Annotated in this window: 23 protein-coding genes; 2 read left to right on the top strand and 21 right to left on the bottom strand. The window is 46.5% G+C overall.

Annotation, left to right across the window (positions count from 1 at the left end; translation table 11 throughout):
* Positions 1–550: 550 nt before the first annotated feature.
* The 15 genes from nikC to ACSNJE_RS10845 form a co-directional block, all read right to left on the bottom strand.
* Positions 551–1,462, bottom strand: coding sequence for a nickel transporter permease (gene nikC / locus ACSNJE_RS10915; RefSeq protein WP_200901029.1), 912 nt, complete (start codon positions 1,460–1,462; stop codon positions 551–553).
* A 13-nt stretch (positions 1,463–1,475) separates the two neighbouring features.
* Positions 1,476–2,480, bottom strand: coding sequence for an ABC transporter permease (locus tag ACSNJE_RS10910; RefSeq protein ID WP_052218520.1), 1,005 nt, complete (start codon positions 2,478–2,480; stop codon positions 1,476–1,478).
* A 147-nt stretch (positions 2,481–2,627) separates the two neighbouring features.
* Positions 2,628–4,247, bottom strand: a complete 1,620-nt coding sequence (locus ACSNJE_RS10905; protein ID WP_083436924.1) for an ABC transporter substrate-binding protein — start codon at positions 4,245–4,247, stop codon at positions 2,628–2,630.
* 84 nt (positions 4,248–4,331) lie between these two features.
* Entirely contained in the window at positions 4,332–5,297 is a 966-nt protein-coding gene (locus tag ACSNJE_RS10900) for an ABC transporter ATP-binding protein (protein ID WP_474774590.1), read from the bottom strand.
* The gene (locus ACSNJE_RS10895; RefSeq protein WP_495252659.1) at positions 5,297–6,283 is read right to left on the bottom strand and encodes an ABC transporter ATP-binding protein; all 987 of its coding nucleotides are present in this window, start codon (positions 6,281–6,283) and stop codon (positions 5,297–5,299) included. Before ACSNJE_RS10895 ends, ACSNJE_RS10900 begins: the two co-directional genes overlap by 1 nt.
* Before the next feature lie 362 nt (positions 6,284–6,645).
* Positions 6,646–7,260 carry a response regulator gene (locus ACSNJE_RS10890; protein WP_013119686.1) on the bottom strand — a complete coding sequence of 205 codons (615 nt, stop codon included), beginning with the start codon at positions 7,258–7,260 and terminating at the stop codon, positions 6,646–6,648.
* Positions 7,241–8,617: a HAMP domain-containing sensor histidine kinase gene (locus ACSNJE_RS10885; protein ID WP_052218517.1), complete on the bottom strand. Its 1,377-nt coding sequence runs from the start codon at positions 8,615–8,617 to the stop codon at positions 7,241–7,243. Before ACSNJE_RS10885 ends, ACSNJE_RS10890 begins: the two co-directional genes overlap by 20 nt.
* Positions 8,618–8,625: 8 nt before the next feature.
* Entirely contained in the window at positions 8,626–9,213 is a 588-nt protein-coding gene (locus tag ACSNJE_RS10880; RefSeq protein ID WP_052218516.1) for a DUF6305 family protein, read from the bottom strand.
* A gap of 117 nt (positions 9,214–9,330) precedes the next feature.
* On the bottom strand, positions 9,331–10,827 hold the full coding sequence (locus ACSNJE_RS10875; protein WP_495252658.1) for a protein kinase domain-containing protein: 1,497 nt from the start codon (positions 10,825–10,827) through the stop codon (positions 9,331–9,333).
* Between the two features lie 143 nt (positions 10,828–10,970).
* On the bottom strand, positions 10,971–12,083 hold the full coding sequence (locus tag ACSNJE_RS10870) for an ABC transporter ATP-binding protein (protein WP_495252657.1): 1,113 nt from the start codon (positions 12,081–12,083) through the stop codon (positions 10,971–10,973).
* Entirely contained in the window at positions 12,080–12,778 is a 699-nt protein-coding gene (locus tag ACSNJE_RS10865) for an ABC transporter permease (protein ID WP_013119681.1), read from the bottom strand. The genes ACSNJE_RS10870 and ACSNJE_RS10865 overlap by 4 nt, the downstream gene beginning before the upstream one ends.
* A 3-nt stretch (positions 12,779–12,781) precedes the next feature.
* On the bottom strand, positions 12,782–13,696 hold the full coding sequence (locus ACSNJE_RS10860) for an ABC transporter substrate-binding protein (RefSeq protein ID WP_474774594.1): 915 nt from the start codon (positions 13,694–13,696) through the stop codon (positions 12,782–12,784).
* Positions 13,697–13,800: 104 nt separating this feature from the next.
* Positions 13,801–14,130, bottom strand: coding sequence for a winged helix-turn-helix domain-containing protein (locus tag ACSNJE_RS10855; RefSeq protein ID WP_474774595.1), 330 nt, complete (start codon positions 14,128–14,130; stop codon positions 13,801–13,803).
* Positions 14,131–14,908: 778 nt separating this feature from the next.
* A complete protein-coding gene (locus tag ACSNJE_RS10850; protein ID WP_495252656.1) occupies positions 14,909–16,198 on the bottom strand; it encodes a TIGR04013 family B12-binding domain/radical SAM domain-containing protein in 1,290 nt (429 codons plus the stop codon).
* A gap of 329 nt (positions 16,199–16,527) precedes the next feature.
* On the bottom strand, positions 16,528–17,388 hold the full coding sequence (locus ACSNJE_RS10845; protein WP_495252655.1) for a YitT family protein: 861 nt from the start codon (positions 17,386–17,388) through the stop codon (positions 16,528–16,530).
* Positions 17,389–17,747: 359 nt separating this feature from the next.
* On the opposite strand from ACSNJE_RS10845, the gene ACSNJE_RS10840 reads away from it, so the two are divergent.
* Both ACSNJE_RS10840 and ACSNJE_RS10835 read left to right on the top strand, forming a co-directional pair.
* On the top strand, positions 17,748–17,921 hold the full coding sequence (locus tag ACSNJE_RS10840; RefSeq protein WP_495252654.1) for a hypothetical protein: 174 nt from the start codon (positions 17,748–17,750) through the stop codon (positions 17,919–17,921).
* 140 nt (positions 17,922–18,061) lie between these two features.
* Positions 18,062–18,265 carry a hypothetical protein gene (locus tag ACSNJE_RS10835; RefSeq protein ID WP_495252653.1) on the top strand — a complete coding sequence of 68 codons (204 nt, stop codon included), beginning with the start codon at positions 18,062–18,064 and terminating at the stop codon, positions 18,263–18,265.
* 188 nt (positions 18,266–18,453) lie between these two features.
* Here the strand turns inward: ACSNJE_RS10835 and guaA are convergent, their stop codons facing one another.
* The 6 genes from guaA to ACSNJE_RS10805 form a co-directional block, all read right to left on the bottom strand.
* The gene (gene guaA / locus ACSNJE_RS10830) at positions 18,454–19,995 is read right to left on the bottom strand and encodes a glutamine-hydrolyzing GMP synthase (protein ID WP_495252652.1); all 1,542 of its coding nucleotides are present in this window, start codon (positions 19,993–19,995) and stop codon (positions 18,454–18,456) included.
* Positions 19,996–20,012: 17 nt separating this feature from the next.
* Positions 20,013–20,552, bottom strand: a complete 540-nt coding sequence (gene hpt, locus ACSNJE_RS10825; RefSeq protein ID WP_052218509.1) for a hypoxanthine phosphoribosyltransferase — start codon at positions 20,550–20,552, stop codon at positions 20,013–20,015.
* 90 nt (positions 20,553–20,642) lie between these two features.
* Positions 20,643–22,781, bottom strand: a complete 2,139-nt coding sequence (locus ACSNJE_RS10820; protein WP_495252651.1) for a transglutaminase TgpA family protein — start codon at positions 22,779–22,781, stop codon at positions 20,643–20,645.
* On the bottom strand, positions 22,768–24,003 hold the full coding sequence (locus ACSNJE_RS10815) for a DUF58 domain-containing protein (RefSeq protein WP_495252650.1): 1,236 nt from the start codon (positions 24,001–24,003) through the stop codon (positions 22,768–22,770). The genes ACSNJE_RS10820 and ACSNJE_RS10815 overlap by 14 nt, the downstream gene beginning before the upstream one ends.
* A gap of 17 nt (positions 24,004–24,020) precedes the next feature.
* Positions 24,021–24,956 carry an AAA family ATPase gene (locus ACSNJE_RS10810; RefSeq protein WP_474659462.1) on the bottom strand — a complete coding sequence of 312 codons (936 nt, stop codon included), beginning with the start codon at positions 24,954–24,956 and terminating at the stop codon, positions 24,021–24,023.
* A 100-nt stretch (positions 24,957–25,056) separates the two neighbouring features.
* Positions 25,057–25,755, bottom strand: a complete 699-nt coding sequence (locus tag ACSNJE_RS10805; protein WP_052218505.1) for a hypothetical protein — start codon at positions 25,753–25,755, stop codon at positions 25,057–25,059.
* Positions 25,756–25,759 lie beyond the last annotated feature (4 nt).

The following is a 25,759-nucleotide window of genomic DNA, read 5'->3' as shown; positions in this document are numbered from 1 at the left end:
TTTAACCTCCCTTATCGACAGCCTGGGCACCCTGCATAAGTTGAGTGTCGGACTTCCCGGCGGCCTTCGCCATCTTCGAACATGCGGGAACCCCCCGCCTGCCTGGCTGCGGTTTTGCGGGCGCAGTCGCTCCTTAACGGTAGCTTGAGAACCCCACCCACCCCTCCTTGTTGCTGGGAGGCGTTGTACGGTGAAACAACCGTTGCTCTGAGGAAAACAAAGGATACCGCTACGGAGGTAAAACAATAAGTTGCGACTTGGTGAAGGGCGGCAAGCCTGTGTTAACGACTGTGAAGGCTTGAAATCGCTGTTTCCGGCACGGACCGCCGGAAACCCGGCCACGAGTCACGGATGACGATTTGGCCGGGTTCAGCGATTTCAACTGAACGGAGTTTACACTGTCTCCGCCCGTAACCTCGGAGCAACGGTTGTTTTACCTCCATAGCGGTTAGCGGACTTCCTGGCAGGATTTCACAGCTCAAAGCTCCGTGGTAGCCAAGACACCCCACCCACCCTTCCAATAGGCCGGTTTCACCGTTACAGCGGCTGTTTATCTCTTTAACCTGGGATCCAGGGCGTCTCTCAGCCCATCGCCGAGGAGGTTGAACCCTAATACCACGAACATTATCGCCATACCCGGGAATATCATGACATGGGGCGCTCTCTGAATATAACTCCGCCCGTCACTGAGCATAGCTCCCCATTCCGGCGTCGGCGGCTGGGCACCCAGTCCGAGGAAGCTCAATGCCGCGGCGTCCAGAATGGCAGTGCCTATACTCAACGTAGTCTGGACAATAATCGGCGCCATACAGTTGGGCAGCACGTGCCGTAGGATAATCCGCAAGTCACTGCAGCCTATGGCTCTCGCCGCTTCAATGTATTCGGTGGTCTTGACACTCAGCACTGTTGACCGCACTATGCGGGCAAAGTGCGGCGTATAAACCACACCGATGGCAATCATGGCGTTTCGCAGTTCCGGCCCCAGCACGGCAGTAATGGCTATTGCCAAAAGCACACTGGGAAAAGCGAGTAGGATGTCCATCAGCCGCATGATGAGACCGTCCAGCCACTTGCCGTAGAAACCGGCAATGGCCCCTAAAACCACACCCAGGACCAGAGAAAAACTCACCGAAATTACGCCTATCTGTACAGAAATCCGGGCACCGTAAATTATCCGGCTGAAAATATCCCTACCCTGGCTGTCGCGGCCCATAATGTGTTCGCTGCTTGGCGCTTCCAACCTTTTCACCAGGTCACTGTCTGTAATGGGATCATAAGGGGCAATTAAAGGGGCGCACAAAGCCACCAGCAGAAAAACAGCCACCAAAATCAGGCCTGTCAGGGCACTTTTGCTCCTGATAAGCCGTTTGAATACATCCCCCCATAACCCTTTACTTTCTCTTTTACCATTGCGGGGCTGTAGTCTGTTTCGTTTTATTTCCAGAGTTGTACTGCCGCTCAATGTCCTTGCCCCCTTAATGTGTCCTGATACGAGGATCAACGTAACTGTATAATATGTCGACCAACAGGTTTATCAAAACAAAAATCAGCGCAATAATCAAGATACCATTCTGTACAACCGGAAAATCCCTTTGCATAATAGCTTCGTACATCAATCGTCCCACACCGGGCCACGAGAAGATTGTCTCTGTCAATACCGCTCCTCCCAGCAGTGACCCGAACTGTAATCCCATTACTGTCAAAACCGGCAAGAAAGCGTTTTTTAATGCGTGTTTAAAGATAACCACCTTTTCTTTCAGGCCCTTGGCTCTGGCTGTCCTGATATAATCCTGTTTTAGGACCTCCAGCATACTGGACCGGGTCATCCTGGCGATAATGGCCATCGGTATAGTAGCCAAAGCAAGGCTCGGCATAAGAATATGCTTGAAAGCATCGACAAAAGCCGGCCAGTTGCCCGTAAGTATAGCGTCCAAAAGATAGAGATTGGTTATTGTCTGCAAGTGTGTATCCACACTTAGCCTGGCCGAGGCATCGAGAAGACCCAGTTTAAAAGCAAACAACCATTGCATCATCAGGCCCAGCCAGAAGATTGGCAAGGATACCCCCAAAAGGGCGCCAACCATACTCAGGTTATCGAATATGGAATACTGTTTTACAGCGCTTATAACCCCTGCCAGAACCCCAACAATTACGGCAATTATCATGGCCGCCAGGGACAACTCCAGAGTAGCCGGAAATCTCTGCGCAAATTCCTCTATAACAGGGTTATTGGTAATAACCGAACGGCCGAAATCACCCTGCAGGACATTGCCCATAAAACGGGCATACTGAACATATAAAGGGTCGTTTAACCCCAACTGCTCCCGCAAAGCATTCATGGTCTCTTCTGTTGCCCTCTCTCCCAGGATAGCCCTGGCCGGATCGCCCGGGATCAGATGAATCAACAGGAAAGCGCAGATGGAAACTCCAATTACCACCGGAATAAGTCCAATCAGCCGTTTCACAATGTATTTACCCATTTAAAAGGCTTACCCTCCTTAATCCCTGAGCCAAACCTCGGGACTTCCGCAACAAAATCCGGAACAAGATTTTAACCAGTGATGAGCCGGGGTTAATGTCCGCTACCAGTCTTTAAACCCCGGCTCTTATATCTTTGTGCCTAAAACCTACTCTGTCTTATCAATGTTTATGAAGCACTCAGTGCCGGTGGCATGAGGTACCCAACCGGTGATTGATTTTCTAGCAGCAACAGGCGGTGTGGCATGTACCAGCGGTACCCATGGAGCCTCCTCGTGAATCAGCTCTTGAGCTTCCTCATAAAGTTTAGCCCGTTTAGCCTGGTCCGTTTCTCTCTGCGCCTCAGTCAGCAGAGCGGAAACTTTTTCTCCCTTGTAGAAAGAAACGTTGCCAGCAGTACCTTTAACGGTGTTGCTCTTGTCTAACAAATAATAGAGGAAGTTATCGGGGTCGCCGTTGTCGCCGATCCAACCAAACAGGTATAGGTCGTGTTCGCCGTTTTGCCCCTTCTCAATGTAAGTAGTCCAGTCATAAGTAACTATTTTGGCATCGATACCGACTTTGGCCAAATCCTGCTGAATGGCTTGACCGATCTCCTTTGGTTGCGGCATATAATCCCTCGCTACCGGCATAGCCCAGAGAGTAGTCTTAAAACCGTTGGGATAACCCGCTTCCGCCAACAGTGCCTTGGCCTTGGCCGGGTCATATTCATAGTCTTTTACTTTGTCATTATAGCCCCACAGAGAAGGCGGCATCGGGTTCTTCGCCGGTTTGGCGAGTCCGGCGTAAAAGGCGTCAATCAGAGCCTTTTTATTAATTGCATAGTTGATAGCCTGGCGTACCTGCAAGTTATCAAAGGGTTTTTTCTCTACGTTTATGGCCAGGTAGCCGACATTCATACTGGGTCTCAGCAATAGTTGCAAATTGGGGTCGTTCTTCACATTTTCCACATCATCAGGATTCAAGCCGATCATCGCGTCAATAGTGCCGGCCTTCAGCTCGAGGAACCGGGCTGAGTTGTCAGGAATGACCCTGAAGACAACCTTGTCAACCTTGGGTTTCCCACCCCAGTATTCCGGGTTTTTCTCCACAACAATCTGCTGGTCTTTTTCCCACTTCACAAATTTGAAAGGCCCGGTACCGACGGGATGTTTAAAGTAATCTTCACCATACTTCTTAATGGCCTCAGGGCTGGAAATGCCAAATGTGGCCATGGCCAGGTTGGCCAGGAAAGGAGCCATGGGCTTCGTTAAAACAAATTTAACAGTATATTCATCAACGACTATCACATCCTTAATAACCCCGGGAAATCCGCTGAACATGGCAGTATAGTAGCTGAAATCCCCGCCTTTATGGTACGGGTTCTTTTCGTCACGCCAGCGGTCAAAGTTAAACTTCACAGCCTCGGCATTAAAAGGTGTGCCATCGTGAAATTTAACACCTTGCCGCAATTTCAACGTCCACTCTTTACCGTCTCTTGAATTTTCCCACTCCGTGGCTAAACCCGGCTTAACCTCGGTGCTATCTTCTTCGTAGTCCAGCAGAGTGTCAAAAATTTGCTGAGTTACATACAGGCTCTCACCGTCAGTAACGTTGATGGGGTCAAGTCCCGATGCATCCCCGCTTTTACCGAAAACAAAGACCTTTTCTTTGTTCCCGCCAGGAGCTCCCTTATTCTCTCCCTGCTTTTTTGCCCCGGTACAGCCAACCAGGCCAAAGGCCACGGTCAGAGCCAGGAACAAAGTGACAATTTTCTTCATCCTTTTCATAAATACAGCCTCCCTTTTTTACTAATCAAGGTACCTTATTTTATGTATGTAAACCTCACTGCCCCTTGCCGGAAGCAGCAAAACTTATACCAGGTGGCAAGCTACTTGATGTCCGGTCTCTTTTTCCTCCAGAACAGGCGTTTCCTCCTTGCACATGTCGGTTGCAAACGGGCAGCGGGTATGGAAACTGCAGCCGGCAGGCGGGTTAATAGGGCTGATCACATCTCCTTTTAATACGATCTTCTCCCGTTTCGCCTTGGGGTTGGGAATAGGTATGGCTGACAGCAACGCTTTTGTATAAGGGTGCAGCGGATTTTGGTACAGGTCTTTGTAATTGGCTATCTCAACTATCCGGCCCAGATACATTACAGCTACCCGGTCGCTTATGTGGTGAACTACACTCAGGTCGTGGGCAATGAACAGAAAAGTCAGGTGAAACTCTTTCTGAAGATCTTCCATCAGGTTAATCACCTGCGCCTGAATACTTACGTCCAAAGCTGAAACCGGTTCATCACAGACTACCAGCTTAGGTTCCAACGCCAAAGCCCGGGCAATACCAATCCGCTGTCGCTGCCCGCCGCTAAACTCATGGGCATAACGGTCGCCATGGTAACTGGCCAGGCCAACGACTTCCAAAAGCTTGTTTACTCTGTCCCTGGCTTCCCGCCCACTGGCTATGCCGTGTAGTAGAATAGGCTCCATTATAATGTCCCGGACCTTCATCCGTGGGTTCAAGGAAGCATAAGGGTCCTGGAAAACTATCTGCATATCTTTGCGGGTTTGCCGCATTTCCTTATTGTTAAGAGCCCTGATATCTTTCCCCTCAAAATAAACTTCACCGTCAGTAGGTTCAATCAATCGGAGAATACACCTGCCGGTAGTACTCTTGCCGCAACCACTTTCGCCTACTAAGCCCAGGGTTTCACCTTTCAAAACATCAAAACTTACGCCGTCTACAGCTTTTAGCATTGCCACATTCCGGTGAAAAACTACGCCTTTGGTAACAGGAAAATATTTTTTTAAATTCTTTACCTTTAACAAAGCTTCCATTATTGATCACCCATGTTCAAATATAGATGGCAAGCGACCAGGTGGCCCTTTTTAATCTCCCTGTACTCTGGCCTCTGTACACGGCATATCTCCATGGCCTTTTTGCACCTGGGAGCAAAGGGACACCCGGGCGGCATATTCACCAGGTCAGGGGGTAACCCCTCTATAGGTTCCAAACGTTTCTTCTCCCGGTCATCAATCCTGGGCAGTGAGGCCAACAGCCCCCATGTATAGGGATGCAGCGGTGATTCAAACAGGGTATTGACATCGGCATATTCCACCGGCCGCCCGGCATACATGACCACTACATCATCACAGATTTCCGCAACAACCCCCAGGTCATGAGTAATCATCATGATGGATGTATGAAATCTTTCCTTTAGGTCGTTCATAAGTTTCAGTATCTGCGCCTGAATGGTTACATCCAAAGCGGTGGTTGGTTCATCAGCAATCAACAATTTCGGATTGCAGGACAAAGCCATGGCAATCATGGCCCGCTGCCGCATACCACCACTGAATTGATGCGGATAAGCCTTCAGCCTTTTCTCTGCTTCCGGTATACCTACCAGGCTCAACATTTCCACAGCTTTCTTGGCAGCAGACTTTCTGTCCAGTTTTTGATGCAGGATAATAACTTCGATTAACTGTTCCCCGATAGTAAGTACCGGGTTCAATGAAGTCATGGGATCCTGAAAAATCATGGCTATTTCGTTGCCGCGGATTTTTCTTATCTCTTCAGGGCTTTTGTCCAGTAGATTCTCGCCGTTGAAAAAAATTTTGCCCCCCACAATTCTCCCGGGCGGTGAAGCGATAAGCTGTAGAATAGACATAGCCGTAATGGATTTACCGGAGCCCGATTCACCCACTACCCCGAGGGTTTCACCCTTTTTCAGAGTAAAACTCACCCCATCCACGGCCTTCACTACACCGGCTTCTGTATAGAAATATGTCTTTAAATCTTCAACAGCTAATAAAGTTTCCGCCACTGTATATCCTCCACCCGAATCATTGTAATATTAAGTACAAATTACATAAACCTTACTATCTGCAGGCACCGATAAATTAATTTTACCTAATCTCAAAATGATTTCCTATTTTCTCTCATATTTCTCTTAAAAACTTTAAAAAAGGGTAGATCGGGCATGTCCAAAAAGACCGCACTTTACAGTGCTTACAGGTCAAAAGGAAGGACCAAAAAGGCCGTAGGTCCTTTGGTTAAAAACAAAAAACGCCCGTCGGTCCCGCTCCCAATTCAAAGTTCACGGACCAATAGACGCTTTGTAACAGTTCGCCATCATATTTACCGAAATTAAATTATCACCACTGTTATGTTAGCGGCCACCGGCAGCTACACAAGTTTATACCTGTTTTTTGGCCGGCCTACTTTTCCGTAATCGCAAATACTGATTACCTTACCGGCCTTAACCATGTTCATTAAGTAACGGTGTACAGTCTGGTACGCCAGTCCCACCCCCGCCGTAATTTCCTCTATCGTCAGGGGCTCGCCCTTTTCCTTCATAAAATCTGTAATCAGACGCTGGGTAGCTCCACTGATTCCTTTCGCAGTATCTTCGGCATATTCTGATTCCAATTTCATTAATTGAGCAATTCTCAGGTTAACCTTTATCCGGGCAATTAAATCCGGAGCTTTAATCGGCTTTAAAGCGAAATCCGTTGCTCCCAGGGCCAAAAATTCGTCAGCAACTTCCTGCCTTTCATCCACCGTTAATACGATAATGGGGACATAATTGCTGTCAAGTTTCCTGATCTGTTCTACGGTTTCCATGCCGTCCAGCATGGGCATGTGGTAATCCACCAGTACCAAGTTAGGTTTTTCCGTTTTAAACAATTCAACACCCTCGAAACCATTGGCGGCCAAAACCGGCGTCCACCCGGCAAATTCACAAATTTCGCTAATAGTAAACCGGATATCCTCATTATCATCAATTACCAGAATCCTCATCAGGACTAACCCCCTTTAGCTTAACAGTAACCTTGGTCCCACCTTCCGGTATACGTTCCAAAGCCACTTTCCCCTGGTGGTTTTCCACGATCTGTTTGACAAAGGCCAGCCCCAAACCGCTCGAGTTGCCTTTTGTACTGTATCCCCAACTCCAGACCTTTTCCAGGTCCTCTTTCGCTATTCCCCGGCCGTTATCTATAATTTCGAAAATCACCCAGTCCCCTTCTTTATAAACCTTAATAATTATCTTGGCATTCTTAACCCCGGTGGTAGCCGCGAAGGCATTTTCGATCAGATTTATCAACACCCGGCTCATCCTGATGACGTTTATTTTCAACTTGGGCAGGTCCGCCGCGATGTCAAATACAACTTCCTGGCCCATTTTCTTTACCAGCACATGGGCCCGGACATATTGGATCAGGTCCGCAGGCGTGATATCTTTGCGTACCTCGTCGTAAAGAATCTCCGAAATCATGGCATTTACTTTATCCACAGCGCCGTCAATACGCTGACAGTATTCTTTGGTTTTTTCGGAGTTAGCGCTCATTTCTACCAGGGAGTTCAGACCACGGATGGTCATCAGAGGAGTCTTCAGATCGTGCACCAAAGTATGCATTTCCTGCAGTACCCTGGCCTGACGCGCCTGCATCTCCAACTCCTGTAACTGTATTTCCTTGACCCGGTTTTCTTCCATAAGAGAGATACGCCTCAAATATACAGAAACCAGCAAAGTTGAAATGATGCTGGTAAAGAAAAAGAATAAGGAGAAAAACAGGCCAACCAGGTTAAGGACTCCTTCGCCGTCCAAAAAAGAGGCCCCCAGTTTAATGCCCACGTCAAGGTCGCCACGGCTTATGGGGACAGAAGACACCAGCGGTACAACATTTAGCCAGTTCACAGCCATAGTGAGTCCAAAAGCCACCAGTACCACGGGACCGAAATTTTCCCTCAGTTCACCCATTTCAATTACGGCCAAAATAGACAGCAAAACAATTACCAGCATACCAACCAAACTGTAGCTGGCTTTCTGAACCGCCAATATATAATGAATCGCCAGCACCCAGGGAACAACCAGTAAGTAATTAACCCACCACTGGCGCAAAAGGTATTTGCGCCATAGATCAACCAGCAAAAAACCGCTTAAAATACCCGGCATGAGCCACAATGTGTCCACTATTACGAGTTCAAAGGATGCCAATACCAACAAACCGTTATCTTTTTTGACTATAGCATCCTCAACAAGCGCCCCGATAAATTGCAGCGATTCCATCCGGTAAACTCCATGATAGGCGCTAATGCCTGCCAGTACCAGCGCTAACACGGAATATACTGTCTTTTTGTTTAAGCTCTTACCCATTTGTCCTCCTACCTAAAGGCAGAATTCAAAGGCACGTTAGCTGTTTTTACACCGCTAACAACAGTAATAGGCTTTTGGTACTTTGTCGCCAAACCGGTAAAAAATTTATCACCTTCGCCGTCCTGGGTCACAATAATATAATCCAGATACGGGGCGATCATACGTGCCAAGGAATCATTTGCAGCTCCCCGGCGGTCCTGACCGCCCAGGTGAAGCAAAATAACCGGTATATCCTTCTTATTGGCCGCCATCACCAGAGTTTTTACCCGTTCCATTTCCTCTTCTTCCGTTTTATGCATGGAATATAGACCCTGTTTACTGAATCCTAAGGCCAGTATTAAGGTATTGTGGCCTTCCAGGTCGCCCGGTTCAGCCCAATACATAAAATCGTTACTTATATTCAGCACATCACAAAGCTTTCCGGCTATTAATCCTTCCGGCCCCTGGCCCGCAGGAGTTACCAAAGCCTTTTCCCGCGCAATCGGCGCCGGCAGGTGAGGCAGCAGAGATTTTACTCGACGACTCTGTTGAAAAGACATCACCGCCGTTACAAGAATTAGTACAGCCAACAAGTAAATAACAAAACGTTTCGCCATTTCTCTGACCTCTACCAAAAGTAATACTTTTTTAAATTTTCAACAAAATAGTTAGGATTCCTGCCCTGAACAACTAGCAAAGATTGGATACGCTGCCTATCGGTTTGGCCTGAACTTTTATCTCCAGAAAACTAAGGGATTTTTCCTTTTTTCTTTGGGTAGCACTTCGGAAAGCATATTTGATAGTAATTCCCTGCGTTGCTCACAGAAGTTAAAGGGGTCAGGCGCACAAGGGTTGGCGTAAATCTTACATGGCAGCTCCTTTTTTAACTCTTCAAAAAGCGTATCATCAGGTAATTTAAATAATAACCGCCAGGTTACCAAGCTGCAGTCCTTAAGATAAGGGGCCAGGTCTTTTAACTGCCAGATAGCCGAACCGGCCACAAGAACAGCCAGGTCGGCCCTGTCCACCTCGTCATAGCGGGAATGTTTTACCATGACTCCCTGTTTCCCATATCTTATTAGCTGTCCGAGGTCCAGCACTACATAATTATAACCCGCCCGCAAAACTTCAATCAAATCTATATTTCTTTTATAAAAATCTACCCCGGCAATTCTGAAGGCACCCGGTAGTAGGCCTCCCTCAGTATCCTTTTCCTGCAAAGTAAAAAACACCGGGTTATCGTTAAGTTCAACTGCAGCCACTGTGTACTTCATTTGGGCCAGAAAAGCAGAAATGGAAATGGCCGTATGGGTACATCCCACTCCCCGGTTAGTTCCACCAACGGCAATAACAACTGTGCCGAAGGGTTTTTCCACTATTATTTCCCGCCTGGCCCGGGCATTAAATTGCCCCGCAAAACCCCTGAACAGACTATTCAAGGGATTGCTCTGCCGGCTACTGATTTTATTCAGATCCTCCAACAATTCAACGGCGCTTTGATAACGCATGGCGGGATCATTCTGCACACACTTCTGAATTATTCGTTCTATATCCTTCGACAGTAACCGGTTTAAACGGCGAACAGGTAACATTTCATAAGGAGGTTCGTTGGGGCTGGAACCCGTTAGTACATGATATAAGGTAGCTCCCAATCCGTAAATGTCGGTTCTTTCATCAGACTGGCATCCTAAAGAAAACTGTTCTGGCGCGGCATATCCCCTTGTACCTATAAAAGTACTGTCACTGGCCTGCCCCTGTTTATATTCCCGGGCGATGCCAAAGTCAATCAACCTGGCATTGCCTTCGCTATCTATTATAATATTGCCCGGTTTCATATCCCTATAAATTATCGGCGGATTAAAACCGTGCAGATAAATCAGTATCTCGCAAAGCTGTTTGGCCCAGGCTATAACGTTTTCTTCCGTACAAAATTTCCGGTCCCCAATAAGTTCTTTCAGGCTCGTGCCTTCAAAATAGTCTTCAATTATATAAATACAATTATTAAAGCTTATTATATCAATAATTCTGGGCAAACTCCGGTGGTTGAGCTTTTTAAGAATTTCCGGTTCCGCCAGCAGGTTAACCCGTGTATCCTTGCGTAAATCGATTTCCTTCACAGCCCAATAATTGCCCAATTTTAAATGCTCCGCGAGATAAACAGAGCCCCAAGCGCCCCGCCCCAGTAACCTTATAATTTGGTACTTCCCTTCTAATAAATCACCAATTTTCAACATCACTGCACCTATTCCCGTCGTTTTTTCTTAATTTTCCGACTATTACTTTCGACATCCGGGTATTACTTTCCTCTTTTTTCCTTTCCTTTTTCTAACCCGCTGACCACCGGTAAAAGCAGAATAGCCCAAATCACTGACTATTAGTTTGCAACTACAGGGTCAAAAATATGGATTTTTTCCGGCGGCAGGAAAACTGAAACTATATCCCCCTGCCGCGGCAATTTGGGAAACTGTGTTACCGAAGCCAAAGCAGACAGGTTAAACCCAACATCAATTTTAAACCGGTAATAATAGCCAAGAGGAAATACCGCCCTGATTACTCCCCGAAACACATTCGGTGCATTAAGCTCAATGCTTGCTTCAGGACATGTTAAAACATACTCCGGCCTTATACAGGCCGCTGTTAAAACCTCCGGTCCCGTCAGATTCCGCCCCTTGCCCCGTTCTGCTGTTAATACACAGTTTGTTTTTTCAATGCTGAACAACCAATTTCCATCTGCGCCTTGCCGCAAAAAGCCCGGCCAAATGTTTTCTACCCCCAGGAATTCGGCGACCTGCCTACTTTTGGGGCGGACCAGTACCTCTTCAACAGGGCCGACCTGCTTGACGCTGCCATCCATCATAACAATTATCCTGTCAGCCAAAAAAGGCATATCAGTAAGGTCATGGCTTACCATAAGAGTTGTAGTTCCTGTCTCCGTCAATAGATCCTTCAATTCACTGATAAGCGCTGCTTTAGTGGGCATATCCAGGTACGTAAAAGGCTCGTCAAGAAACAGCACATCCGGTTCCAGAGCCATGGCCCTGGCTATACTGACCCGTTGCGCCTCTCCCCCGGAGAGAGTACGTACATCCCGGTCCGCTAAATGAGCTATGTTGAGTTTGTCCAGCCAGTACCGGGCTTGTTGCCTCCTTTGCCTGCCGCGGACTCCCCTTATTTTCAAACCTATTGCCACATTTTCCATAGCCGTCCCCCGCAGCAGGAGAGGATCCTGAAACACCATAGCCATCCGACGCCTGGCCCGGAGTATTTTATCACTCCCCGCAATATGTTCTCCGTTAAAAAAAACCCGACCCCTGGACGGTTCGAGGAAAGCCAGAGCTTTTAACAAAGTGCTTTTACCCGCTCCGTTCGGGCCGGTAATAGCCGTAAACTCTCCTTTGTGCCAGGTCAGCCGGGAAATGCTGAGGATTTCCCTTCCCCCTTTCACTACAGACAGATTGTCCACTGCTAATATAACGTCCTGTTTCATAACCGAGCCCCCCGCTGCTGCAGTAAAGTGAAAACAAGTGTGACCCCGTATGCCAGGACCATCAGAATAATACTTAACGCTATAGCCACGTCAAAATTCCCCTTGGATACTTCCATAACCGTAGCTGTAGTAAGAACCCTGGTGCGCCCCAAAACATTACCACCCACCATCATGGAAGCTCCTATTTCCGAAATCACACCGCCAAAACCGGCCATTACAGCCGCTAACAAGGGGAGCCTCACTTCACGGACCAGGAGCAAAACTGTCTGCCACCGAGAAGCCCCCAAAGCCATAATCTGCATTTTCAGCTTCCCATCCACCTGTTGAAAGGCTGCCACGGAGATGCCGGTTATGATAGGAGTAGCAATAACAGACTGGGCTATCACCATGGCGGCAGGGGTATACATCAGGTGAAAGAACCCCAGCGGCCCATACCGCCACAACAGGATACTTACCCAAAGGCCTACCACTACCGGGGGTAGGCCCATGCCGGTATTGACCAAACTGATAACAAACTTCCGTCCCGGAAACCTGGTTAGGGCCAAAAGAGCGCCGCAAGGTATCCCCAGGCACAGGCTGATAAGTGTAGCCGATCCCGAAACTTTCAACGTTAATAAGGTTATTCTCATTACTTCCGGGTCCCCGGCCAGCAAAAGTTTAACAGCCTGAACAACCCCCTGCCATATAAGTTCCATCGATTACCTCCCTAACTGCTCTTCTTTTTTACCGGCATCCGGTACAAATAAAGGCTGGCCAAATTTATCTACCCCAAAGTTTTTGATCAGGGCCTGAGTTTTTTCCGACAACATGAAATCTACGAATGCTTTCCCGCCTTCAGCATTGACTTTACTAAATTTTTTCGGATTTACCTGCATTACATGATAGATATTTAAAAGAGCCTTGTCACCCTCGGAGAGGATTTGCAAACCGTTATTTTTCTTTTGTGCCAAGTAAGTTGCCCGGTCAGACAAGGTATAACCGTTCTTTTCAGCAGCCACACCAATAGTTTGGCCCATGCCTGTGCCTGTTTGCTGGTACCAGGCGCCAGCAGGCGTAATCCCCGCCTGTTTCCAAATGCTGAGTTCTTTCTTATGGGTGCCTGATTCATCTCCCCTGGATAGGAATAAACATTTTTTCCGCGCTATTAATTTAAATGCCTCTACCGATGGCTTACCCTTAATCCCGGCCGGGTCATTGGGCGGCCCGATGATGACAAAATCGTTGTGCATAACCAGTTGACGACCAATAACTATTCCTGCATCCACTATCCGCTCTTCGTCTTTGGGGGAATGCACCAGCAAAGCGTCGGCTTCTCCCTTTTCAGCCATTTTTATGGCCGCCCCGCTGCCTACGGATACAACAGTCAAATTATATCCTGTTTCCTTTTCGAACTCAGGTTTTAAAACATCAAGTAAACCGCTGTCAACAGTACTTGTTGTAGTGGCCAGAATAACTTCTTTGTTTGCCGGCTCTTTTTCTGTAGGTTGTTGTGACTGTTGTTCTTGTTTGGGTTCAAGCGGGGGCTTCCCCGTAGTTTTTGCACATCCGGCAAATATCATCCCCAACATTGCTACAATCAACATTATAGCCCAAAGTCTGGTGTTTTTGAACATTTTCCTACCTCCTTGAAAATTAAAGCTTCATAACCAAAAAATTAATCTAACAAATTTGCTTTAAAGCGGCATTATGTTTATTTAAGCATAACGACCCCAAAAAATTATTTGAAATGCTTCTCAAATGTTTTTTGTACACAGGCCTCAACTTCACGCCGGAAATTCCCATACTGCTTCATTAATTCCTTTGCTTCCAGCGTCAGTCTAGCCCCTCCTCCCGATTCACCTCCAACCTGTTTTATCAAAAGTGTTGTCCCCAGCCGGCTTTCAGCTTTTTTAATGTTTCCCCAAGCCTGCCGGTAAGACATCGTTAAGCTTTCGGCAGCTTTTTTGATGGATCCATACTGCTCTATTTTCTTTAAAAGGTAGTACAATCCATCACCGATTACCGGTTGTCCGTCTTTTTCCAGCCAAACTTTAAAGTGAAAATTCATGGTTGGCGCCTCCAGCTATTCACTGTAATTCTAATACGACAGGAAAGAAAAAATTCCTCTATTTTATCAAAATTTAACCTGCATAACCTTGTCAGGCAAATACCCGCTATGAAGGTAAAACAACTGTTGCTCCGAGGCCACGCCTTCCTTCAACCACGGAAGGGTGGGTGGGGTGTCCCGGCTACCACGGAGCTTTGTGCTGGGGAATGGCGGCAGGGCAGGAGGGTGTCTCCGCTACCGGGGAGCTTGGTGCTGCAAACCCTTGCCGGGCAGGCAGCGTTCCCGAACTCGATGGCTCATACTGAATTTCTTACAGGTCGGGCCGCCTCCCGTCCGGACACTCAATATACGTTGAGCGCCGGACTTCCCGGCGGCCTTCGCCATCTTCGGACATGCGGGAACTCCTCTGCCTGCCCGGCAGCGGTTTTGCGGGCGCAGTCGCTCCCAAACGGTAGGCGGAGAACCCTGCCTGCCCTGCCCTGGGTGAGGGTGAGAAAGAGGCCGCTGGCCGGTGGAACAATAAGTTGCGACCTGGCGGAGGGCGGATAGACAGTGTTAACGACAGTGAGGACTTGAAATTGCCGTTTCCGGCACGGACGCCGGAAACCCGGCCATGAGTCACGGATGACGATTTGGCCGGGTCCGGCAATTTCAACCGAACGGAGTATACACTGTCTCCGCCCGTAGCCTCGGAGCAACGGTTGTTTCACCGGTGCAGCGGCATCCCTAAATAGGGCAACGGTTGCTTCACCGGTACAGCAGTTTGCCATTCCAGCGTTTAGAGGCAACCCCCGGTTAAATACCGGGCTATTTTCTCAGCCAGCTTCTCCTGTTCCCGCCAATGCCCGTAAACCTTATGGCTTGCGTTGAGGATGTTGATTAGATTTTCCAACTCTTTACTTATACGCCCCGCAGGCTTCTTAGTAAAGGCAGTCTGGGGCAGGGGCATAAAGGTATGGGCATGCACCCTGGCTCCTCGTTCCACCAACTCTTTTATCACCTGTATAGTCTGTTTTACATCCGCCGGTTCTTCGCCCGGTAGGCCGAAAATAAAATCAACGTTGGCCACCAACCCGGCCCGGACAGTAATATCAACCGCCCGGAAAATATCCTCGACTTTATGACCTCTGTGGCACAGGTCCAATATCCGCTGGCTTCCTGACTGCGCTCCGATGATCAGGTTATCGTTATTGGCATACTTCCGAACAAGGTTGACCGTTTCTTCCGTGACATGTTCGGGCCTTACTTCCGAAGGAAAGGAGCCCATAAAAATACGGCCCCTGTTCCCTATTATGGCTCTGACTCCCCTAAGCAAAGCTTCCAGTTTATTAACATTAATAGTTTTGCCGTCGGGTGACCCGTAGGAAAAAGCATTGGGCGTAATGAACTTTATGTCGGTAAGCCCCCGTTCTGTCAAAAGACGAACGTAACCCAAAATATTTTCTATGCTTCTGTGCCTGGGCTGAGGGCCGAAAATATGTCCTGTTTGGCAAAAAGAACATAGATATGGGCAGCCCCTGGTAATTTCAATAGGGGAAAACAACCTGTGTTTTATGGCAAAAGGGGGATACTTATTCAGATTCACAGGTCTTCTCAGCCCGGTAAACCTGATTCCCCCCCGCTTCTCCATGTAAACAATGCCTTTAACACTGGTATAATCCTCCTCTCGGCCAAACTTACCCAGAAGTTCTACCAGGGTTTCTTCCCCTTCGCCCCTGACAACAACATCTACGCCCAAACCCAAAGTTCCTTCCGGGTCGCCTGTCGGATGAGGACCACCGGCAATTAAAAAAATAGCGTTTCCATATTCTTTTTTTAGTCTGCTAATAAGAGCCGCTGTTTCCCAAAGCTGGGGAGTAAAAAAGGACAACCCGACCACAACTTTGCGATGCTTCCCGGTAATCGTTTTTAAACCGGTGAACAAATCCCTTTCCGATTCTACAAAGTACATGGATAATTCGCCGAATTCCGGGGTTTCTTCGAGGGCGCCCGCTAATGTATTGATACTGTATCTGTTTGGTTTTGGGTAATAAAAAACCAATGCCATATCAGAATTCAATTTAACCAATCCCAGTCTCCCTAAATTATCTCCGGTTGTTATTCGCTGATTTTATCAAAAACTCCTTTATTAATATATTGTTGCTGTCATTCAATTTTTACTCCCTGGCAACCCGACAAAGTGTATATAACCGTTAGCCGGTTATCTTAAACAGGAGATTGAGAGTTTACTTAAAACCTATTTCCGCCCTTATTCTTAGTGTTATCACCCTGCGTTACTTTAATTTTATGATTTTGTTTATTTATAAAAACTTTATATCTTTTCACCTTATTTCTATTCTGTGTTCTACTTCTCAAAATTTGATAGAATAGACAATGATATAAAATTCCCACCACCTCCTAGTGAATTGCCCTTTTTTTGAATCTCCCTCCCATTACTTCATGAACATCGCTAAATGTTACAAAAGCCTGGGGATCAATTTCTGCCACAATTGATTTTAACTTTGCTATCTCCAGTCTAGTTACTACAGAATATAAAACACCCTTAAACATGCCAGTATACGCACCTTTACCCTGCAGCATTGTAACCCCACGACCTAACCTCGCCATTAATACTTCGGCAATTTCTTCGGGCTGTTCTGATACAATGATTACGGCCTTTGATTCATTTAAACCTTCAACAGTTATATCGATTACCTTAAAAGCAATAAAATACGTTATAAGAGAATACATTGCTTTGTCCCAACCGAAAACAACTCCGGCACTGGACAAAATAAAGATGTTAAAAAACAACACTATTTCCCCTATTGAAAACCCTGTCCTCTTATCTAGAATTATGGCCACAATTTCTGTTCCGTCAAGGGAACCTCCATAACGGATAATCAAACCGACACCTATACCTAAAATAATACCGCCAAAAACAGAGGCCAACAGGACATCTTTGGTTATTCCCGGTATCGGGTGAAGCAATGTGACACCTAGCGCCAGAGCAATCACCGAAAACAGCGTTGACAATACAAAAGTCTTACCGATTTGTTTATAGCCAAGGACGAGAAAAGGTAAGTTTAACAAGAAAATAAATGCGCCTAACGGAAGTTTTGTTAAATGGCTTAATATTATGGAAATGCCTACTATACCGCCATCAATTATATTATTAGGTACCAGAAATATTTCCAGACCTACGGAAGCCAATATCGCACCCAACAATAAAAACAAATACTTTTCAACCAATTTTAGGACGTTTTTGCTTTCAGCAGACATTTTTGCCTCCTTTACATGGTTTTTTTCTGCATATTATAAATTATACTATAAATTGCATTGTTTCTCAAGGCAATACTGTTTCTGCCCGGCATACATGACAAGGAATTGCTCAAGTAGCCTGACCGTTTGCAAATGTGTTAATATTTTCCCAGAGTATTTTTTGGGGGAAAATTAAAAGGAGCTTTGAGTTTTTCGTTAAATGTCGCAGCATTTAACACACAAAGCCCCCAACATACATGCATAATGATTATAGCATATTTGGGCAGAAATATTAAGGACTATAGGGCTAATGTTTCGAGCTTTTCATAAGGCCATACAAGCCCTATTCAGCGTGCGACAGCGAACTGGCGCTGCGAGACATGGAAGATGACGTTGCTGTTGAAAAGGCGGAGACGGCAGTTATGTGTTTCAACACTGAAGCGATGGATGCGGAGTTCCGGGAAAAAGGGCAACAGGTAACAGGGGCATTAAGGTCGGTACTCTACAAACTTTTTGAAAACAATGAACGAGTTGACCTTTACGGGTTCGATTAACTTGTTCCACCGGACGGTATATTGGGCAGTTTGGCCAACTCAGGGATAACAACAGGGACAGACTGTTCCAGAGCAGAATGGCCGTAAAAAGTTAAAATAAGTTACAAACAGAGTAACAAAGGCAACACGGAGTTAAAACCTTGTGTAGACCCATAGTTGCCCTTAAAAGTCCTGTTGAGATGCTCAATTATTTGTTTGAGTGGCCTGAATTCCCTGGAAACATGATCTCATCGTTAGTAATCCACATCAAAGTGGATGCCGTGGTGGGCAAAGAAATGCTGAACAAGAAGGTAAATTGGGTTACCGTCAACCACAATCGTAAGGTCATCATGAATGTCTTTTAACTTACCCAAGAAGTTTGTCAATATCCTTAACGGCGGAGAGAGGATCCCGGTTAGTGAAAACAGCATACGTTGGCAACAAAAAACCGGTGCTAAGAAATCGCTCAAATCAGCGAAAACTCTTACCACCAGTAAAAATTTCCAAACAACTAAATATCCTTATCTGTCAAAGTCTGACAAACCTCCAACCCCTACTCCCACTCAATAGTGGCCGGGGGCTTGGAGGTGATGTCATAAACGACACGGTTAATGTCCTTGACTTCGTTGACTATCCTTGAAGAAATGCTTTCCAGCACATCGTAGGGAATCCTGGCCCAGTCGGCAGTCATACCGTCGTGGCTGGTTACGGCACGGATAACACAGGTGTAACTGTAGGTTCGCTCGTCGCCCATGACACCGACGCTGCGCATAGAAGGAAGAACAGCAAAAAACTGCCAGATCTCCCGGTATAACCCAGCTTTAATTATTTCTTCGTGTAAAATAGCATCTGCCTCCCGCAATATGTTGAGCTTTTCTTCAGTGATCTCACCCAAGATGCGTATGGCCAGGCCGGGGCCGGGGAAAGGCTGGCGCCAGACGATGCGCTCCGGTAATCCCAACTGTTCGCCGACCTGTCGCACCTCATCTTTGAAAAGCCACCGTAAAGGTTCAACCAGGTCAAATTTCATGTCCTGCGGCAGGCCGCCCACGTTGTGGTGGGATTTGATCACTGCCGCCGTATCGGTACCACTTTCTACAACATCAGGATATAAAGTGCCTTGCACAAGAAAATCTATTTCCCCCAGTTTACGGGCTTCTTCTTCAAAAACACGGATGAATTCGTTCCCGATAATCTTCCTTTTTTGCTCCGGGTCGGTAACTCCTTTAAGTTTGTTGAGGAACCTTGCCGAAGCATCAACGGCGACCAGGTTTATATGGAACTGGTCCCGAAAGGTTTGTATAACCTGCCGGGCCTCATCTTTTCGCAAGAGGCCGTGATCGACAAACACACATGTTAACTGGTCCCCAACGGCTTTATGCACAAGGGCGGCAGCCACAGATGAATCAACCCCGCCACTTAATGCGCAGAGAACCTTCTTATCGCCTACTTTTTCCTTTACTTCCCGCACAGCCTGTTCGACAAAGGATTCCATGGTCCAATCAGCGTGGCACTGGCAAACGTCCAACAGGAAAAACTCCAGCATTCTCTGCCCCTGGGGGGTATGTACCACTTCCGGGTGAAACTGGACGCCATAAAGTTTCTTCTCATCATTGCCAAGGGCTGCCACAGGAGTGTTTTCCGTCCAGGCGATAGACTTGAAACCTGGTGGCGGAGCAGCAACAAAATCGCCATGGCTCATCCAGACCTGAAGTGTTTCAGGCAACCCTTTAAACAGCGGGCTGTCAGCATCTAAGACCTGTAACAATGTTTTCCCGTATTCACGATTATCGGCCCGGCTTACGTTGCCACCGAGCATCTGGGCCATCAACTGCATACCATAACAAATACCCAAGATAGGAATACCTGCTGCAAAAATTTCTTTGTCGCAGACGGGCGCATTTTCCGCATAAACACTGGAAGGCCCGCCGGAAAAAACAATACCTTTCGGATTAATGGCTTTTAACCTGGCAACAGGAGTGTAATAGGGCAGGATTTCGCAGTAAACGTGACACTCCCTAATTCTCCGGGCAATTAACTGGGTATACTGCCCGCCAAAATCCAGAACAATGACCATTTCCTTCTGTTCCAACATGATCTGATGATGTCCTCCTAACTGTGGTAAATTTCTTCCTTCAAAACATATATTTCCTGCAAATGCCTGTATTTTTCATCATAATCCAGGCCGTAACCAACTACAAACTCATCGGGAATGACAAATCCGTTATAATCCACGTGCACCTCAGTCTTTCTGCGGTCAGGTTTATCCAATAAAGTGCATACTTTTACCGATGCGGGGCCCCTGGATTTCAGTATCTCCACCAGATACTTTAAAGTAAGCCCGGAATCGATAATATCTTCCACGATTAAAACGTGTTTGTTTTCCACGCTCTGGTCCAAATCCTTAAGAATCCTGACGACCCCGGAAGACTCTGTTGTCGCGCCATAACTTGATACAGCCATGAAGTCTATATTAATAGGAATCGTAATTTCCCGAATCAGGTCAGCCATAAAAATTACGGCGCCTTTAAGAATGCCAATTACCAACAAGTCTTTGCCTGCATAGTCTCTAGAAATTTGCTCTCCCAGTTTCTTCACTTTAGCTTTGATTTCATTTGCTCCTACCAGACAATTTTTCAAGTCCTGTTGCATACCGATCCCCCTTCGTATCTACCATATCCGCGTAATTATATCAGAATGTTTCTGGATCTGTCAATGTACTGTGCCATATTTCATTGCCTGTCATCGCTTTGTCAAAACCGCCACAATGGTATCCCATGCCTTTTTAAAAGTCTCGTGTTGTCCCGCAGTAGTCTTATAATTCCCATACTGCTCTTTTAAATACCCCTCAGTCAGCAAGATAACCTCCTTTTGGATATCGGGAAAACTTTCGCATACTTTTCCGGCAAATTCATAAGGCGTTTGATCATATGAACGGGTAATGCCCTTACTTTCCAAAAGATATACCATATCCAGGTAATAATCCCTGACACGCCCTTCATCCATTAACTGCATCTTTTGCCTTAACTCTCTCCAGAAAAAAATTACCCTGATCAAAATAAGAGCAATTATAAAGCCACCCGCAAAGAAAAGAATCCGTTCCCAGGGACCCTCCTGTACCCCTTCTTCAAATGTAACCACCATATTCTCTACCTGTGTACCGTCATCTTCCGCCGAGGCGGCCGCCTCTACGGCAACCGATTCATTCTGAACTGTCGGCATATTGAAAGACGGAGTGGGTTCAAAGGGTACCCAGCCATATTCACCAAAATACACTTCTACCCAGGCATGGGCATCCCCTTCCTTGACCATATAAGTTCCTGTCTGTGCATCATAGGTTCCGGTGGCAAACCCCTTAACCCATCGGGCAGGAATACCCAGTGTTCTAAGCATCACAACCATGGCGGTTGAGTGATAAGTGCAGTACCCTTTTTTCAGGTCAAACAGGAAATAATCCACCACATCCCGGCCCTCTTTGGGAGGCTGTACTTCCAGGGTATAAGGAAAATTATGAGATAAATACCTCTCTATGGCCTTGGCCTTGTCATAAGGGGAAAACAATCCCTTGGTGATCTCCACCGTTTTTTCCCTGACCCTTTCCGGCAGGTTTTCGGGGAGCTGTAAGTAGTTTTTTAACGGCTCCCGGTCATAATCAACCCTTACCCTACGCAGTTGCTTTTCGCTGAATTCCGGAATATAAGAAACCACTTTATAGTGAGCGCCGGATTTCATTTCTCTGGTGTATAAATTACCACCCCCGTCAATCCAGAAAAACCTGTCCGGGACCATTACTTTTTCAGGTGGACTGGCCGTGAAAATAACTGTTGATGATAGCTTAGGTGCCAGAGTAAACACCTGCTCTATCCTTTGGGTGGGAACATTGGGGCCGTATGGATTTGGCATATTTTCAGATTCCCGGAAAATTTCCTTCATTTTAAAAGAATTTACCCAGCCCTTGCCGTTATAATAATCGGCGCTTTCGCCACGCCAGTAAAAAGGCCTGGGGGACCTGACGGACATCACCAGCTCATCGGAACTTCGGACGGTCCCTTTTAATTCAAAGGTTTCGAGCCTGTCCCAGAACTTATGAAAACCGTCTCCTTCAACGGTCTTCTGTCGAGTCATCGCCGGTCTGGCAATTTGCACCGCCTTTTGCATAATTTTTCCTTTAGCCCATTTTACCGGTCTGGAACTTACAGCCAGACCCGTCCCATGATACGGCGCCAGCAAAGCCAAAACAATAACTACCGAGGTTATCACCAAGTTGGTAGCAACCCACCGCCTGGCAAACGCCCTTTGGTTACCTGTTTCTTTAAACTCAGGGCGTGAAATCAGGTATAAGTAAAAAGTCTGGCTCCTTAACAACAATACAGACACTATATGGGCTACCACCCAAAAAGAAATGTCCACTTTAGCAGAAGCAATTTCCGCACCCAATAACAGTGCACTGGCAGCAGTCAGCTCCGTCAGGCTTTTTCTTTCCAGAAGGTAATAAGCGAGAAGATACACGAGAATGGCATAAAAAATAAAAATAAAAAAGAAAATCGTTTCAGGTCGGCCAGTGTTACCTGCTCCGTTATCTATAAGAGGCAAGCTCAATAACTCTACCGTCGGCGGCCCGTTATGGCTAAAAAAATTGAAAAATACCACTCCAATAATGTATGACACAGACATAATCTTGTATAACGCATTCAGCCACCAGCGACGGCAGTAAAAATCCAATACGACGGCAAACACAACCAGGACTGTAACAATAGAAAAAGCGTAACCCTGAGAAACAGTCCCAAAAGCAAGGAAAGTAATTCGCCGGAGGGTTTCCATGTAACCGAAAATCAGGAAGGGAATCAGGAGCCATTCTCGCCAATGTTTAACCAGCTGCATGTTGCACCCCTCCAAACAGTATTTGCAAGCTGGTGTCTTTGTCAATTAACAACACCTGAATACCCATATGCCGAATTCGGGACACAGCCAGGTCACGGGCCTGGATATCGATATCTCCGTCCTCAAAAGTCTCCAACTTTAACAAGGCCACAAACACCTTGTAACCTTTACCGGTAAACATGGATAATGTCTGCACCAATCCCGCCTCTAGGTCAGGTGTAATGAGAATCAACATATCCCCGGGAGGATGATACAAGCCTTCTTTTATTAGAGCTTCGGTGAAGGCATTAGGCACTGTTCCCCTGGAGGCTCTGGCTAGAAAATCCAGTATCAGGCTTAAATGGCCTTTTGAACGGTTCGGGGGAATAGCCAACAGGCTGTCGGAACACAGAACCATACCTACATTTAAGCCCTCCCGTATAGCTGTAGCAGCCAAAGATGCAGCAACATGCAGCCCCCGTTCAAAGGAATTGTCATAGCCTTTAAAAGTGTGCTTTGGCGAGGCCAGATCCACAAAGATTAGCATCTCATTCATCATACTCTGCTCATATTCCTTAACCAGAAAACGCTGGGCCTTTAAGGACGCCTTCCAGTGAATCCGGTTTAAAGAGTCCCCGGGATTGTAGGCCCTTACACCCCTGAATTCAGAAACATGCCTGCCAGGTCTTACAGACCAGACCCGGTCGCCTTCCCTGGCATCAATGCAGCGCAAACAACTCTTCCCCAAAAAATCAGCCCGCGGTCTTATCAATAAATTCAACCGGTTTTCAATAACCTTGGAACTATAAAAAAGGCCAAAAATATCTCCTGCCTGCACTGTCATCCTGCCCCATTGGAAAAAACCGCGCAAACTGCATTCCAGGGGGATTTGAAATTCCTTTTTTTCATAAGACTTCAGGTGGAAACCAAAGGATGCCTCCCTGTTTTCCGGTCCGAAAGCATCGGGCAATTCCATGCTGCAGTGAACCCAGGGCAATGGCAAAAAGAATGTATTCTCTACTTTAAGCTTTATAAATATAACTTTACCTACTTCGGAACGGTTAGTATCCAGAGTTGCTTTAATCTTTACCCCGGCCAAAACTTTTACCCAGACCAAGGATACAGCCAAGACTCCAATACTGGCATAAAGAATAAAGTAAGGTAGACGTCCGCCTACCAAACCGGCGTATATATATGCCATTATTAACCATAACAAGCCTTTGGCTACACCGGACAGTTTCATAATAATTCGACCCCTTTTTAAAGAGAAACGGGAATTTTATTCAATATATCCCTGATAATATCTTCCTGGGTGTATCCTTTAAAATGAGCTTCCGGTTTTAAAACCAACCGATGGGCTAAAGTAGGAACGGCCAGAGTTTTTATGTCATCCGGAATCACATAATTGCGCCCTTCAGTCCCGGCCATTGCCTTCGAGCATTTCAACAGGGCCAGCGAACCTCTTGGGCTTGCTCCCAGAGAAACGTCAGGATGCTCCCGGGTGGCTTGCACTATTTTAACTATATAATCCTTCAGAGAATCCTCAATATATATTTCGCCCACCTTTTTCTGCAATTCCGCAATTTCCTCCAACTCAAAAACCTGTTCAATAGCTGCTATTGGGTGTTTCTTTTCCAGCCGTTCCAGAATTTCCATTTCCTCTTCGTAAGTTGGATAGCCCAGCCTGGCTCTGACCAGGAAACGGTCTAACTGAGCTTCCGGTAGCGGGTAGGTGCCTTCGTATTCTATTGGGTTCTGGGTAGCCAAAATCATGAAGGGTTTTGGAAGTTCATAGGTTATTCCGTCAACTGTTATCTGTTCTTCCTCCATACATTCCAACAAGCTGGCCTGGGTTCTGGGCGACGTACGGTTTATTTCATCAGCCAAAACCATCTGGGCCATAATTGGCCCTGGCCTGAATTCAAAATCCATTGTCTTTTGGTTATAAACGGATACCCCTAAAATATCTGAAGGTAGCAGGTCTGGCGTAAATTGAATCCGCTTAAAGGAACAGCCAAGAGATTTCGCCAGTGTTCTAACCAGCATAGTTTTCCCCATGCCGGGGACATCTTCCAGGAGCATATGCCCTTTACAAAGTAAAGTAATTAATATTAAACGAATAACATCTTCTTTACCCACGATAACCTGCTCAATGTTTTTCATCAGTTTAGCAGCAAGTCTTTGCAGTTTGTTCATAATATTACTCCTTTACTGGCAAGTTATTCCTCCCATACCAATGTACTGTTTCGACATTTCGTGTCTATTTCCTCCAAACTTCAGCGCACAAAAAAACCGCCTACACAGGCGGTTCCACTTCAAAGGCTGTATCGTAATCAAAACTTACTTCGATTTTAAGTTTATCCTGGGGATTGGTTTTGCTTACTGCCGTAACTACTCCCCTGGTAAGCAAACCACTGCCCCGGTCAATCCAGAACTCATAAACAAAGTCTTTCCACAATATTTCCAGATAAGAATCTCCGACAATAGGCTTGACGGTATATTTCCAAACCTTTTCCTCCCTGTCCTTTACTATGCCGTCATACGTAACCTCAACTATTTCCCGGTAACTAAAATTAGCCAATGGATTTAATTCAGCAGCAAAAATCTCCTGCTGGTTTAACTGGTTATCCTTGATCTTAATCCAGTCGCCGGAAACCTGGTCCTTTGTATAAGTTGTACTACCGATCTGGTAAAACTCAATATCAGATTCCGTTATCCGGCCTTTGATATAAATCCTGTCTTTCCCTTTCCGGCGGCCTTCAATATCGGTATAAACCCCTTCTTTGCCGCTAATGATGGTTTTCATCTGCAGGCGGTAAATAAAACTTCCGGCACGGGCCGTGTCATTCAAGGCCTTGGCTATTACAGTCCTGGGCGGTAGAGCAGGTTTGTGAGGTATAATCCGGTAACTTAGATAAAGCAGGCAGAAAAAAACAAGGACAGCAACAATAAACCGTCTCCTGTTTAAATTGACAGTCGCAAAAAAATTCCTCATAAAA

This window comes from Thermincola sp. GK-1, from assembly GCF_059412445.1.
This window is presented reverse-complemented; position numbering and strand designations above follow the sequence as displayed.

What these genes read in the sequence shown, in the direction of transcription:
- ACSNJE_RS10910 (WP_052218520.1), bottom strand. Translation starts at nt 2,480, where the DNA reads ATGGGTAAATACATTGTGAAACGGCTGATTGGACTTATTCCGGTGGTA.
- ACSNJE_RS10905 (WP_083436924.1), bottom strand. Translation starts at nt 4,247, where the DNA reads ATGAAAAGGATGAAGAAAATTGTCACTTTGTTCCTGGCTCTGACCGTG.
- ACSNJE_RS10900 (WP_474774590.1), bottom strand. Translation starts at nt 5,297, where the DNA reads ATGGAAGCTTTGTTAAAGGTAAAGAATTTAAAAAAATATTTTCCTGTT.
- ACSNJE_RS10890 (WP_013119686.1), bottom strand. Translation starts at nt 7,260, where the DNA reads ATGAGGATTCTGGTAATTGATGATAATGAGGATATCCGGTTTACTATT.
- ACSNJE_RS10885 (WP_052218517.1), bottom strand. Translation starts at nt 8,617, where the DNA reads ATGGGTAAGAGCTTAAACAAAAAGACAGTATATTCCGTGTTAGCGCTG.
- ACSNJE_RS10880 (WP_052218516.1), bottom strand. Translation starts at nt 9,213, where the DNA reads ATGGCGAAACGTTTTGTTATTTACTTGTTGGCTGTACTAATTCTTGTA.
- ACSNJE_RS10870 (WP_495252657.1), bottom strand. Translation starts at nt 12,083, where the DNA reads ATGAAACAGGACGTTATATTAGCAGTGGACAATCTGTCTGTAGTGAAA.
- ACSNJE_RS10865 (WP_013119681.1), bottom strand. Translation starts at nt 12,778, where the DNA reads ATGGAACTTATATGGCAGGGGGTTGTTCAGGCTGTTAAACTTTTGCTG.
- ACSNJE_RS10860 (WP_474774594.1), bottom strand. Translation starts at nt 13,696, where the DNA reads ATGTTCAAAAACACCAGACTTTGGGCTATAATGTTGATTGTAGCAATG.
- ACSNJE_RS10855 (WP_474774595.1), bottom strand. Translation starts at nt 14,130, where the DNA reads ATGAATTTTCACTTTAAAGTTTGGCTGGAAAAAGACGGACAACCGGTA.
- ACSNJE_RS10845 (WP_495252655.1), bottom strand. Translation starts at nt 17,388, where the DNA reads ATGTCTGCTGAAAGCAAAAACGTCCTAAAATTGGTTGAAAAGTATTTG.
- ACSNJE_RS10840 (WP_495252654.1), top strand. Translation starts at nt 17,748, where the DNA reads ATGGAAGATGACGTTGCTGTTGAAAAGGCGGAGACGGCAGTTATGTGT.
- guaA (WP_495252652.1), bottom strand. Translation starts at nt 19,995, where the DNA reads ATGTTGGAACAGAAGGAAATGGTCATTGTTCTGGATTTTGGCGGGCAG.
- hpt (WP_052218509.1), bottom strand. Translation starts at nt 20,552, where the DNA reads ATGCAACAGGACTTGAAAAATTGTCTGGTAGGAGCAAATGAAATCAAA.
- ACSNJE_RS10820 (WP_495252651.1), bottom strand. Translation starts at nt 22,781, where the DNA reads ATGCAGCTGGTTAAACATTGGCGAGAATGGCTCCTGATTCCCTTCCTG.
- ACSNJE_RS10815 (WP_495252650.1), bottom strand. Translation starts at nt 24,003, where the DNA reads ATGAAACTGTCCGGTGTAGCCAAAGGCTTGTTATGGTTAATAATGGCA.
- ACSNJE_RS10810 (WP_474659462.1), bottom strand. Translation starts at nt 24,956, where the DNA reads ATGAACAAACTGCAAAGACTTGCTGCTAAACTGATGAAAAACATTGAG.
- ACSNJE_RS10805 (WP_052218505.1), bottom strand. Translation starts at nt 25,755, where the DNA reads ATGAGGAATTTTTTTGCGACTGTCAATTTAAACAGGAGACGGTTTATT.